Below are 12259 nucleotides of genomic sequence, written 5' to 3'. Positions count from 1 at the left end.
CCAATGGCGCACAGTCGAACAGCCAACAGCCAGCCGGCCCGTGTCGGAACAGGAAATTGGATCGGAGGATTCAAATGGAGATGATTTATAGGAGTTGCATTGAACAGCTCCTATATGTTTTATTATCAGGGATTTAGGAATCAAGTTGAAATAATTTATTGAGAAATCCCAATGCCTCAACAGTGCATTTCCCTGTTAAGCAGTGCTTCAGTTCCTTCTTAGCAAGCTCCACACGAATATCAGATTGAAGTATGCCGACGTTCTCCATCCAATGGTCGGTTGACTCGAATGTAGTACTCTTCCACGCGCTATTCACATCTAAAATGATCCTACTTTCTTTGGCACCAGAAATAACAATATCCATAGTTTCTTGTAAGTCCAAAAGGGATCGTTCGAATGTCTTCTTCATTTCTTTGCCATGCATTCCCGCTTTTAATCTTAATGACCTAGTTTCGATGCCTTCTTCCTCTCTGATTTGTCGATAAAGCACTAAAGCATCCTTAGAAATCAGACCTTGTTGATAACGAACTAATTCGCGTGAAATGAGAACCAGTTTTTTCTTAATGAATTTACCGTAAGCCGCTGCGCCATCACTCGGAAGTCGTGTTCGCCAAAGCCAAGGATCAGTTTCAGTCCCCGTTAACCATTGCTCGCCAAAAGTGATTTCGTAAAGTGAGGGATGGTTTGGAATAAGTGGTGCCAGTGGCAAGATGCCCACTTCATTAATAAGCTGAACAGCCTCTTTATATGTGGAGATTTTTATTTGGATCATTCATATCCCTCCTACTAGATATTGGGTATGGAGAAGTTGCTTCCGATGAACACATGGCTAGAGATGATGCAAAAAAGGCAGGAATGTAAACACAATCCTGTTACAGATTTTGCTACTCAAGACTCCAGACCTATTCACCAAATCATTCTAGAATTCAATAGATATGTTTCACAATCAACATTAAGGTGCGGGGAAGAGGGATGTAATCGACCAGAAGATTCATTTGTTTTCAGACGTCATACTAAAGAAAAGCACAATAAATTACTTGTTCTGCCATTACATCCACCACGAATCAAGCGGCTGCAGGCGTTACACCGGGCGAGAGCAAAGAAATCGAGAAATACAATGCGTATGTGGGGCTCAATAACTTGTTAACGGGCCGGATCAATGAGGTTCTGGTCCATTATTTTGAGAAGTTCGGAGTTGATCAACAGCCTATAATCGAGAAGAACCTCAGCTTCATCATGCTCGGCGTTGCTGAACCTGAGCGGGCAGTTATTGATAAAGCGAACGGCTATACCCCAAGCCAACCTGCTTTTGCGAACGTGGATCCTGTAGTGAACAAATTGACACCGGTCATCAAAGATCTGTTGTCCGTCCTGGACGATATGAAAGCCTACTATGATAGTAAAGGCTACGTGGATGATGATTTCGCAAAAGGAAAACAGCTGCATACCAAGCTAGTAAGTGCCAATATCGCTTACGAGACTGTCGCCAAACAATACTTCATTGCAATGCAAAAATTGGGTAACGAGAAGCGTGAGGCTGAACTGCAAAAACTCAAGGATGCAGACCAGCAGATCCGGTATAATGCTCTGAAGTTCATGATCGATGCCGAGGCTACAGCCCTTGAAATGGATGAGCAGGGAATCACCGCCGGCAATGTGCTGGAGCTTGATATGACAAAGTTTAAAGCCAAATATGACATCATGACTGAAGATTTGAATGCGCTCATGACAATCGCAAAAGACAAGGAACGAATACAAAAAGAAGGGATAAACAGCTTCAGCATCGAGAACTTTGTTCATTCAGCCACCGAGGCAAAAGCGGCCGCTTCGAAAATCATTGAACGCATCAATAAGAAGAAACCTGTATCTGATTCTGACCTGAACGGCCAGTTCCTGCACAGTACGGATGGTACACCTGAGAATTTCAATTATCTGTTAAGTAAGGCAGTCGAACGATATAATGAAATAAATTAAGCATGTCGAACGATTGGAGCTTCGGAATCAAAATACGGAGTCCCGGTAACGAACAAACCTTATCCGCGTTCCCTTGCGGATAAGGTTTGTTGCGTCTTTCCGCTCTTCTTTGCGGCCTGCCCTATGAAGATCTGTTTCCTACTATGGGACGAAATCCCTAACCACATGGTTGTTGTGCGAACGGAGAACGCTAGCGCAATAACACCTGGAGGCTGCCATCATGTTCGGCAGTTTCTTTATGTTAAACGGAGAACGATAGTGTAATAACCAGGGAGCAGATCGCTGCGCGCGGCCGCTGCTCTCTGGTCGCGTTGATGTAACGGGCAGCATTCCTATTATGAGTAAATACGAAGTTTGAGAAATAAAAAGACTCCTTGATATGATGTTAATGGGTCCCTGAGCTGGCCAGCGAACGGATCCAAAAACAAACCAAGGACTTTCAGATGAATTCTACTCAAAATGAACGTATTGTAGTCTGAACCGCATGGGCGCCTGCAACCTGGGGGATCTGGCCAGAATGCCTGTCGAGAGGCTTCGTAAACGGTTTGACCAAATCGAGGAGATCACGCGAAATGCGGAACGTACATGTGTTGATGACCAACCTGTAGGATGACACGACATGTTCAGCTGGATTTGTTCGAGGATAACAGCACGAAGCGGGAGATCGGTTATGTTATGGACTCCATAAGGAATCGACTTGGTTCGAGAGCCATTTTCCGGAAGCTGCCGCGGTGATTGTCAGCTTCATTGCTTTAATGGGCAGCATTTTTGAATAGCTCTTGTTTTTATGCTCGAGATAATGGTAATATTTTACGGGAACATATGTTTGTTTTTCATTTCCCAACGGATAGGGGGGATAGCCGTGGTTGAAATCATTGAAAAAGAGCCATTTTCGGTTATTGGCATTCATTATCATGTGCTAACGGCTCCCGATTGTTTCGTTAAGGAGCGGATGTGTACATGATTCAATTGACGAACCGCCAGGCACGGCAATTTCTGCTATGGAAGCACGGGTTGTTGGGCGAATATCATTTCACCGGAAAGCAGGGAGTATTGGAGTTTGTGCGGCAGGTCGGCTGTATTCAATACGATCCCATCGATGTTTGCGGAAAAAACGCCGAACTGGTGCTGCAGTCGCGAATCAAAGGATTTACCAAGAACATGCTCGCGGAGTTGCTGTATCAAGATAGAGTCCTTGTCGATTATCCCGACAAGAATTTGGCCATTATCCCTGTCGAGGACTGGCCGTATTTTGAGCGGTACAGGGTGGCCGCCCGGCAGCATGCCAAGCGCTATCCCGAAATGGAAGCGTTGATAGAGCAAGTACGAGCTCACATCCAAAATCACGGTGCGCTAAGTTCGGATGATCTAAAATTGGATGGAAATTTCGCTTGGCGATCGGCGATCCACTGGAGCAGCGGAAACAATTCAACCCGGTCGGTGTTGGAGCAGATGTACTCGACAGGCGAGTTGATTATACATCACAAAAAAGGAACGCGTAAATATTACGATATCGCGAGGAAGTACATACAGCCAAATCTGTTGAATGCGCCGGAGCCGCTGGAGAGCGAGCTTGAGCATCACAAGTGGCGGGTACTGCGTCGAATCGGCGCTGTTGGCCTTTTATGGAATCGCGCATCCGATGCCTGGCTGAACATATGGGGATTGAAAGCGGAGCAGCGCAACGAGGCTTTCCGCCAACTGCTGCACGAAGCTCGCATTGTTGCAGTTGCCGTGGAACATATGAAGGATATACTATATTGCCGCGCGGAGGACTTGCCGCTTATTGAAACCGTACTGCAAAATCCTGCGCCCAAATGGCGCTGCGAGCTGATTGCCCCACTAGATAATTTCTTATGGGACAGAAAACTGATCAACGAATTGTTTGGATTCGATTACACCTGGGAGATTTACACACCTGCAATCAAACGGAAATTCGGCTATTATGTTCTGCCTCTACTATACGGAGAAAGCTTCATCGGACGAGCCGAGGTAATCGCGGAGCGAAAAGCCGGGACGCTCGTTGTTAAAAACATCTGGTACGAGAAAGACGTAAAGCCAACAAAGCAATTGCGAACAGCCTTGAACCATTGTTTTCAAAATTTTGCATCATTCAACGGATGCGAGACGATTTCGACAGATTCTATGAACTGATATTTCACTGGTATAACCTGGCCAATTGGCTGGTTGATCTTAGGGATCCATGTGGTGTTGGTAAACCCGGCAACAACTAAAAGGGAAATTGAGATCACTGTCAATCCAAGAGCGATTCAAGGATGCATTGGTTATTGCAAATGTCGTTAGCCGCGGCTATTACTACGAGCACAGTCGGCAGGCCGAAATCGTTCAGTGGATGAAAGTCATAATGAGTGACAGGGAATTTTGGGTTACCAACAGCGTTCGATTGCAAAATCGTATGGTTCGTTGGCAGGATATTCGCTTCCAATGCTTCCGTGTTCAAAAAGTGACGGGCGTAAGATCTTTGGCGACAAAATTGAAGTGGGAAACATAATGGCAAAAAAGGTCTACAGAACGTCCTTCTGTAGACCTTTTTTGCCGCATTAAGTGAAGTTGTAGCTCGCCGTTTCTCGCCGAATGTCCTTGTTGCTCATGACTCGCGCACGGTCCGTCATCACGGGGCGGAGCCGGCTCCCATAATATTTCCAAACACGTTAGTTTTACCATACTAGCGGCACCCAGACAGGCCAAGCAGCTGGTCAAAGCCGGGAAACGCGTGTCCGTTGTCCGTAATCAAAAGGAGGCAAGGCTATGCATGTCAGAGGATAAAAACATACGTACAATGAATGCCGCCTGTAGTGCGGTATTTTTGTTTTATGTAAGCAAGTTCTTGTCTTTAAACTAGGACAAGAACTTGCTTACATTACCAATCGAAGGTGTTCATGCCATCGCTTAGAAGGCGGTGCAGGATGCGCAGCAGCCGTCAACCTAAAAACCTAAAAAGGGGGTGGCGGGTACGTTTTCCTTTGCATGAAGTGGAGCAGACTAAAGCACTTTTAGCCAAGCCAGATATGACATCCGGTGAATATGGCGGTTCCGCTTTGCGCCAAGAAGCCGGTCGATAACTTTGCGAGGATAGACGGGTAAGCGGTCGTTTCAACCCTTGCCCGTAAACCTTGAATATGTATACAAGTCTATTATGGTACAATATGGATAGTGGATACGAAGCAGTCCGAATGCCAATTCGAAAGCGAGTGGGAACCGTATGAACCAGAAGTGGAACAAGATTAGAGCCATGATCGCATCCGATGATGTGGGCGCGAGTCTCGTCTATGAACGATTCGGTCGCGAAATCTATGTCGCGGCAAGACGGGGAGAAGCTGACCCGGAACTCCATCGCTCCCTAAATTTCGTTCTTGATCGTGCGAATTCCTATAACGTGCCGCAGGCGATTGTCGACCGCACCCTGGAAAAAGCCAGAGTCGGTGGCGAGGAAAGGTATGAAGAGATTCGCTATGAAGGCACCGGGCCTCATGGTTCGATGGTCATAGTCGAGGCGCTCACCCCCGATGCGAACCGTACGACCTCCGTCGTGCGCGACGTCTTCGAGAATAACGGAATCAGCTTGGACGAGAGAGATTCCGTAGCTTGCCTGTTCGACGCGATGGGGGTGATTGGCCAGTCCGGCTTAGACTTTGAAGACGTGTACAAGCTTCACATCGAAGAGCACGTCGATCAGTTCTATTTCATCGAAGAAGAGGATACGGTGATCTGTCTGTGCAATGCGGAGGCGTTCTCCGTTATGGAGGACGCGCTCCGGAACGCCGGCGTCTCGACGTTCACCCTTGTTGAACGGACGATGGAGCCGCAGGATTATATAACGCTTCCCGACGCTGCGAAAGCCCGGTTCGAGCAGATGATCCGGGTCCTCGAGGGACTGGAGGACGTGCTGCAAGTCTATCATAACGTGGACTTGGATGGGGAATATGAGGAAGAAGCGATCGAACCGCCGTATAGCCTGTCCGATGAAGAACGAGCGTTATTTAGCGCCATCAAGAACGCCATCGGGCAAGTAGACAGATATTCCTACGAAGGCTCCATGAGCATGAACGGTCGAGATACCGAATTAACGATGATTTTGGAAGGCGATATTCTTTTCAAACCCGAATTTTCTATGCGGTCCAAATCGTCTTTTCAATCGGGCGATATGGACGTGGAGCAAGAGACGATCGTGACGCAAGGAAAAGTCTTCTCAGCGAACCATGTAAATGGAGAGTCGGGCGAGTGGATGGTTAGCGACGATCTTGGCGACGGTGCGGCGCAGGTCAATTTGGCCGTGTATTTCTCCGCGGAGAATTTGGAGGCGGCCCAAGAGATCCACGTGTCGACGATAGGAGACGCGATTAACATCGCGATCCGCTTTAATGCGAATAAAGTCGACAGAATCGCGCAACAGCAGCATCGAACACCCTCCAGAACGGTTGCCGCGCAGCATCGCTTTAAGGTCGATACGGCAACCATGCTTCCGGTTTCCGTCGTGCTAGAGGTCGAATCCGATGACGGCGACGGGTTCGTAATCGTGGTGAACACATTCGCCTACGCCTACAACGAGACCGCAAAAGAAATCGTGCCTCCGATGCTTTCCGGCGCTTAGATCGACGAGCCGTTAGGAACACTGGCCGCGCGTCGCGCCCACTTAGCGCAGGAGTGGAAGCCTTCGACTCCTACATGGAAGGCACTGAATATTCCATTATCGATCCCCGTCGGCCGTAGGCAACTAAGCAAAAAAAGCCTAAGGTTCGCGGGCACGTTCCTGGATCAGGCTTCGACGGTATCGAACGAGCTACCGCATTTCGCGTTGGTTCCGGTCAGGAATAAAGCTTGCTTTAAGCAGGCCGTGACGTAATAAATTCACAATCCACTCGGCGTCCTTTACATCCTTCTTGCGGCCGGGAACGGCCCTCATGTGCTGCGCATTGACAACCAGAAATTCAATGTTCTCGGCCTCAAGCAAGTTGACGATAGGCTTACAAAACACACCGGTGCTCTCCATGGCCACGTGGTGCAGCGGTGCTCCTTGATCCAATCGATAAGTTCGAGAAGAAAGACCGTCATCCAACCCGCAAGCTCGTTCTATAAGAACTTCCATAAGACTCACCTTTCTTCGGCAAATTGAATTGAGGACTGGTGCAACAACCAGCAAAGGGTTAATCTATCCTGCGGGAGCGACATTCCGTGGTGCACCATGGTCGTCGGAGTCAGCCTAACAGTTGGGTTCGCAATACCATAGTTGAAGAATAGTATAAGGCAGGAAGTATAAATTTTCATGATTCCGTGGTGCCGCGTTCACGCGGCATGGATGGCTAACTGGCAGGATAACGTGGTGTTGTTTGAATTTACATCGCATAACCAAGGCGTTATTATTGCGCTGTGGGAGAACGTTGAAACGGGGATTGATAATGGATATTTGCTTTTATGACAATACAGAACTTGCAGCAAGCGACCAAAGTGTTGTTTTGATTGATAGAGTGTATTGCTTAAATTTCAACAAGTTTGTTGAAGACACATGGGAGCAACTTAAGCAAGTTTACTTGGTATTGCCACAATGTCTCGTAAAGAGCCATCAATGTTCTATGTGGTTTGGCGAGGAAGGGGTGTCAACATATTACCTATACGCTTCGGTTGAACCCTCAGGGTTACAAATTGTTGGAGAATTGTCAATGGAACAATGGGAGCAATGGGAATGTGCATTTCATGCTCAACTTTCCAGGTTCTCATTCCCATCATTTGAATGTTGAATTACTAAGCTAGACGGAGAACGTTAGCTCAATAACAATCAGGAGGAAGCTGCCGTCACACGATCGGCAGCTTCATTACGTTAACAGGGGAGCAGGATAGTTTAAGATCATTCGCGGTGAACCGTATCACAAATAAGTGGTGATTTTGATTTTGTTGCAAATAAAAAGCCCTGATCAATAAGGATGCGGGCATGTAAAACGTATGTATTGGATCCAGAGGATCCAACTCATTCTCTTGTAAGTGTACAATGAATGAAAAAGTTATGTTGTGTAGTTCCTTTTTTGAAGCTTCAATCTTTTCGATGGATGCGGCTAGCAACTTGCGGAATTCTAGCGGATCCAGAAGAGAGCTGAGTTCAATAAAGTCGTGAAGTTGTAAACGAATCAATTCTGTGCTAACAGATTCTAGTGGCATATCTTCGTTTCGCACAGATTCCGCATAATGCTGTTGTATACTCATTTTTATATTATGAATAGCATTTCTGAGTTCCGTAAGTCTATCCTTCGCTTCCTGGATAGTGTAGATCGACTCATCGTGGCTCTCAAGTGCAGATTGGACCTTTTTCTTCCGTGTTTCAAGATCGCGAAGCCGGGACTCTAAGGCTTGTATCTCACTTGGGTTCTGCTTTTCGGAGAATTTTTCTTTTAGTTGTAAATTGATTCGGTTTGTAATTTCGGCTATTATTGAATCAGATTGAAGTACACTCTTTAGTCGATCAAAAACCTGATTCTCAAGCCATTCAGCACAAATTGAGTTTGAACTACATATGGATTTCCCATGATTGTGATAAGCTCCGCAAACGTAATAACGTTTCTTTGTTCCATCCTTACGCCTCGAACCGTATGCACTAGTCATATATCCCCCACATTCAGGACATTTACTTAGTCCTGTAAGGGGGAAATTGCCAGTATACTGTCTTGGTACACCTGTAGATCGTTTTGCAAGAAGTATAGCGGCTTCGTCCCACATTGCTTCGTCGATTATTGCTTCGTGAACCCCTTTGCATATTATCGGGTTTGGGTTTTTCCCTTTCCTGCGGTTTTCCTCCCAACCGATGACTTGGTTGAAACGAACATAACCTTTATAAACCGGATTCCCAAGAACCCTGATAATCGAATCTGGAGAAAAAGGGTTTCCGTTTTTAGAGCGAAAGCCATTCTCGTTAACATAGTTGGAAATTTTCTTTGTACCCCAGTTTTCTAAAACGAATTTTTCGAAAATAATTCTTATGACCGTTGCTTCAGGGGGGTGAATAAATAACTGTTTATCCACACTCCGGTAACCAAGGACTTGTCCACCATTCCAAAAGCCTTCTTTTGCACGTTGAGTCATGCCGAGTTGGACATTTTCAGCCAAGTCTTCACGTTGATATTGGGCAACTGAGCTTAATATATTGAACTGTAAATTACCATGTGGGGTGCCATACTCACCTTCCTTAACACTAATGAAAAATGCACCTGCCTGACGAATTTGATCAACCAGTTTGAGAGAGTCTGCAAGTGAGCGACTTAGCCTAGAGACTTTAAATGTGATAATTGCCGCGAGTCTACCTTCTCTAACATCACGCATCATTCGGTTCAATTCACTTCGTTTTTTTGTATTTTTTGCACTTTTTCCCTCGTCAACATACACTTCGAAATTTACATCGGATCCGAAACGTCTTCTTGCCGCATCCAATGTGACCTCTTCTTGTGCTTCAAGCGAATAACCTTCATTAGCCTGCTTATCTGTAGAAACTCGAATGTATAAACCAACAACAAACTTTTTTCCATTCATTTTTTTAACCTCCCTTAGTTCGTAATACGAAAAGATGCTTCATTCCACATTCAATTATTGCTTCATGAACCCCTTTGCAAATAATCGGTTTTCGGTTTTTCTTTTGCTCTCTAATTCATCTCGTTGATACTTAACAATTGAGCTTAATATATTCATGTGTAAATTACCTTTGAAGGTGCCATACTCGCCTTCTTTTACACTAATGAAATCTGCACCTGCTTGATGAATTTGATCAATCAGTTTAAGTACGTCTGAAAATGATCGACTAAGCCTAGAAACTTTAAAGGTAATTACTGCCGCGAGTCTTCCTTTTTTAACATCACACATCATTCGGTCAAGTTCGGGTCGGTTTTTTGTTTCTTTTGAATCAACATACAGTTCATAGCCTACGTTAGATCCAAATCTTTTTTTTGCCACATCCAAGGTAACCTCTTCTTGTGCTTCGAGCGAAAAACCTTCGTTTACCTGCTTTCCGTTAGAAACCCGAAAGTATAAACCAACAAAATTCTTTTTCTCAATCATTTTTATTCCCCTTTATTAAGCGAATTGTTAGAAAAGCTGTTACGCATATCGTTTTTTTTTGTAATTGCTTGTAACAGCAAGTGAGCAATTAAGTCATAATTGTCGTTGATATAATCGGATGTCAACGTATTACCATGTTGCAAAGTTTTATTTTCCGTGATTTCCCCCATAGATTTTAACCTCCGTTATTTATTAAGATTAAGCACGGTTCTGCAGAACTGTTGTTCTTATATTTACACGGATAGGTTTTTGTGTAAATAGATTAGGTGTTCGAGGTTTCGTGCTTTACCGCATAAAAGCGAAGATTGGGGTTCTATACATTAGACAATAGTAATAGGTCCTGATAAGAGGCATGCAATTTATTTTGACTTAACAATTATAGCCCCCATAAAGAATGTACTATTATTGAAATTTTCCTTGTTAAAACTTGGGTTGCAAATTAGGAGGTTTAATCTTTTTTTGTTTTCCGGTATGAGATCACTTATCTTACCGACAAGGAAATACTTAAGGTTACTTTCCGACACATTCCCAGTCAGTGAGCCATTATGATAGTGTAAAACAAAGCTCTTATCATTGAGTATCGTGACTTCAGGGTAGGGAGATAAGTTAATGACTCCAAAAAAATCACCTCTATATTGCATCTCTTTTAGCAAAAACTCATCAGGTTTCAATGGTGTGGTAAAAAGAATTTTGTTAAAGATTTTGTTGGTGATTTGATTTAATTCGGGCCCATCCAGTTGAAAATCCAAAATTATGAGAATACTCTCACCCAAGCCTTCATTTGATACATACCTTACAATCGATGTCGAATAATAAATGTCACTCAAGAACCTCACGCCTTTCTCTATATAAAAGGATTAGTTTACATAGGATTTTGTAAATTATTTTTTACCGAAACGAAAAAGCACCTTACCCCGTTTATTTTTGGAGTAAGGTGCTTTTTTGTTTAGAAACGCTAAAACATTCGAAAAGCATAGTATCACCACTTTCTTCTCGGAAACAGTCTATAAGCTTAATTTTGTAATGACTATAGCACGTATTTTTTGGTTATTCAATCGCTTTCTTTACGACATTTAAGCGTAAATATGATGTCCATAAAAGATCTATATAACTTCAATATAACTTCAATATAAGTTGTAGAAAAGATCTACAAATGATCAATATATCTTAGAACTAGGTTTTTTTAAGGAAGACCTCATTAAATCATTTGCCACGCAAGTAATTTTCAATCAACTGTTTTGGAATGATGTCTAAGGTTTTTTGAACTCCGACGTTATAAATAATCAGTTTTAATGCATTCAATAACTCTTCATCATCATAGAGCAATTTGCCTGGACGTAGCATTTCCCATTTTTGGGGTAGGTAATACTTTGTCATTTCGTATTGCACGTCTTGACTTTCCAGCTTTAGATCTAATACCGGGGCATTCATTTGTAGTTCAAATTCCATTTGATATATTTGACGAAGCTCCTGCTCGGATAAATGAGAGATAAGAGTTCCTTCCTCCATTAACTTCCTTCTGAAATATTCTTCAAATTCTTGGGAATTATCCACTTAATGTCCCACCTTAAGTTTGTTGGTCTTTTGTTCTAGCCAAGAATTGCTCAAGTTCTTCTTTAGTTAGATCAGCAGGGGTCACACCTTTTGCATCACAGTAATCGGATAAAGACCTAACTTTCACTTTTATTCCCTTACTTGGAACTGCAAAAACCCCGTCTAAGAAGCCTTCATCAAAATACGAAATTTCGTTCAAGTCGCCTTTATAAGCAATCTTAAGAATTGATACAATGTCTGTAGTGCTGTCGAAAGACCTCCTATTGCATGCCTCACATATAAAATGTGGTGCATCATGAACAACTATTTTCTTTCCTCGAATCTCAAATTGAACGCTTCCAATTATGTGGCTTTTTATCGATCCACAAACGCATTGTGTGGTCTCTCTCACCTTATAACCTCCTTTTTTACCCGCGGAAATATACAGACTGTGTGTGCATTTGAGCATACTTTGCGAGATTCAAGAATTCTAGGTGTGTTCCGTTATAACTATTATATGGTGCGTATAGTATAAAGCAACGGCAAAGATTAAGAGACACTGCGGCGGATGGCTCGACTTTCTTCACTTGAGTTATTTCGATTTCGGGCTACGCCTCAAAATCAAAATAACTCAAGTGAAGTCGCTACATCAGTCCCGATGTTCATCGGGTGCGTGGTCGCTACGCTCTCCACCCTG

Annotated in this window: 12 protein-coding genes and 1 pseudogene; 4 read left to right on the top strand and 9 right to left on the bottom strand. The window is 43.9% G+C overall.

Annotated elements, in window-relative coordinates:
• Positions 1-133: 133 nt before the first annotated feature.
• Positions 134-772 carry an AlkZ-related protein gene (locus ACP26L_RS17735; RefSeq protein ID WP_426454504.1) on the bottom strand — a complete coding sequence of 213 codons (639 nt, stop codon included), beginning with the start codon at positions 770-772 and terminating at the stop codon, positions 134-136.
• 260 nt (positions 773-1032) lie between these two features.
• Between ACP26L_RS17735 and ACP26L_RS17730 the strand changes: the two genes are divergently transcribed.
• Positions 1033-1974, top strand: a complete 942-nt coding sequence (locus tag ACP26L_RS17730; protein ID WP_426454989.1) for a YiiG family protein — start codon at positions 1033-1035, stop codon at positions 1972-1974.
• Between the two features lie 673 nt (positions 1975-2647).
• On the opposite strand, the gene ACP26L_RS17725 is transcribed toward ACP26L_RS17730, so the two are convergent.
• On the bottom strand, positions 2648-2884 hold the full coding sequence (locus tag ACP26L_RS17725; protein WP_426454502.1) for a hypothetical protein: 237 nt from the start codon (positions 2882-2884) through the stop codon (positions 2648-2650).
• 50 nt (positions 2885-2934) lie between these two features.
• Here ACP26L_RS17725 and ACP26L_RS17720 point away from each other — a divergent pair, with 50 nt between their 5' ends.
• Positions 2935-4128 (top strand): winged helix-turn-helix domain-containing protein, encoded by a 1194-nt coding sequence (locus ACP26L_RS17720; protein WP_426454501.1) that lies wholly within the window; start codon positions 2935-2937, stop codon positions 4126-4128.
• A 1069-nt stretch (positions 4129-5197) separates the two neighbouring features.
• A complete protein-coding gene (locus ACP26L_RS17715; RefSeq protein WP_426454499.1) occupies positions 5198-6586 on the top strand; it encodes a YebC/PmpR family DNA-binding transcriptional regulator in 1389 nt (462 codons plus the stop codon).
• A 192-nt stretch (positions 6587-6778) separates the two neighbouring features.
• Here ACP26L_RS17715 and ACP26L_RS17710 read toward each other — a convergent pair.
• A pseudogene (locus ACP26L_RS17710) lies at positions 6779-7047 on the bottom strand (IS110 family transposase); the annotation flags it as partial.
• Positions 7048-7258: 211 nt separating this feature from the next.
• On the opposite strand from ACP26L_RS17710, the gene ACP26L_RS17705 reads away from it, so the two are divergent.
• Positions 7259-7411, top strand: coding sequence for a hypothetical protein (locus ACP26L_RS17705; protein WP_426454497.1), 153 nt, complete (start codon positions 7259-7261; stop codon positions 7409-7411).
• Between the two features lie 374 nt (positions 7412-7785).
• Here the strand turns inward: ACP26L_RS17705 and ACP26L_RS17700 are convergent, their stop codons facing one another.
• The 6 genes from ACP26L_RS17700 to ACP26L_RS17675 form a co-directional block, all read right to left on the bottom strand.
• Positions 7786-9507 carry a recombinase family protein gene (locus tag ACP26L_RS17700; protein WP_426454496.1) on the bottom strand — a complete coding sequence of 574 codons (1722 nt, stop codon included), beginning with the start codon at positions 9505-9507 and terminating at the stop codon, positions 7786-7788.
• A 54-nt stretch (positions 9508-9561) separates the two neighbouring features.
• Positions 9562-10029, bottom strand: a complete 468-nt coding sequence (locus ACP26L_RS17695) for a recombinase family protein (RefSeq protein WP_426454494.1) — start codon at positions 10027-10029, stop codon at positions 9562-9564.
• Positions 10030-10031: 2 nt separating this feature from the next.
• The gene (locus ACP26L_RS17690) at positions 10032-10199 is read right to left on the bottom strand and encodes a hypothetical protein (protein ID WP_426454493.1); all 168 of its coding nucleotides are present in this window, start codon (positions 10197-10199) and stop codon (positions 10032-10034) included.
• A gap of 189 nt (positions 10200-10388) precedes the next feature.
• Positions 10389-10778 carry a hypothetical protein gene (locus ACP26L_RS17685; protein WP_426454491.1) on the bottom strand — a complete coding sequence of 130 codons (390 nt, stop codon included), beginning with the start codon at positions 10776-10778 and terminating at the stop codon, positions 10389-10391.
• 454 nt (positions 10779-11232) lie between these two features.
• Positions 11233-11583: a hypothetical protein gene (locus ACP26L_RS17680; RefSeq protein WP_426454490.1), complete on the bottom strand. Its 351-nt coding sequence runs from the start codon at positions 11581-11583 to the stop codon at positions 11233-11235.
• 13 nt (positions 11584-11596) lie between these two features.
• Positions 11597-11974: a YgiT-type zinc finger protein gene (locus ACP26L_RS17675; RefSeq protein ID WP_426454488.1), complete on the bottom strand. Its 378-nt coding sequence runs from the start codon at positions 11972-11974 to the stop codon at positions 11597-11599.
• Between the last annotated feature and the right edge of the window lie 285 nt (positions 11975-12259).

This window comes from Paenibacillus sp. S-38 (genome assembly GCF_049942825.1).
GTDB lineage: Bacteria > Bacillota > Bacilli > Paenibacillales > NBRC-103111 > Paenibacillus_G.
This window is presented reverse-complemented; position numbering and strand designations above follow the sequence as displayed.

Bases quoted from the DNA above. Each gene is read 5' to 3' on its own strand.
- ACP26L_RS17690 (WP_426454493.1), bottom strand. From the start codon at position 10,199: ATGGGGGAAATCACGGAAAATAAAACTTTGCAACATGGTAATACGTTG.
- ACP26L_RS17715 (WP_426454499.1), top strand. From the start codon at position 5,198: ATGAACCAGAAGTGGAACAAGATTAGAGCCATGATCGCATCCGATGAT.
- ACP26L_RS17735 (WP_426454504.1), bottom strand. From the start codon at position 772: ATGATCCAAATAAAAATCTCCACATATAAAGAGGCTGTTCAGCTTATT.
- ACP26L_RS17705 (WP_426454497.1), top strand. From the start codon at position 7,259: ATGATTCCGTGGTGCCGCGTTCACGCGGCATGGATGGCTAACTGGCAG.
- ACP26L_RS17695 (WP_426454494.1), bottom strand. From the start codon at position 10,029: ATGATTGAGAAAAAGAATTTTGTTGGTTTATACTTTCGGGTTTCTAAC.
- ACP26L_RS17725 (WP_426454502.1), bottom strand. From the start codon at position 2,884: ATGAATGCCAATAACCGAAAATGGCTCTTTTTCAATGATTTCAACCAC.
- ACP26L_RS17700 (WP_426454496.1), bottom strand. From the start codon at position 9,507: ATGAATGGAAAAAAGTTTGTTGTTGGTTTATACATTCGAGTTTCTACA.
- ACP26L_RS17720 (WP_426454501.1), top strand. From the start codon at position 2,935: ATGATTCAATTGACGAACCGCCAGGCACGGCAATTTCTGCTATGGAAG.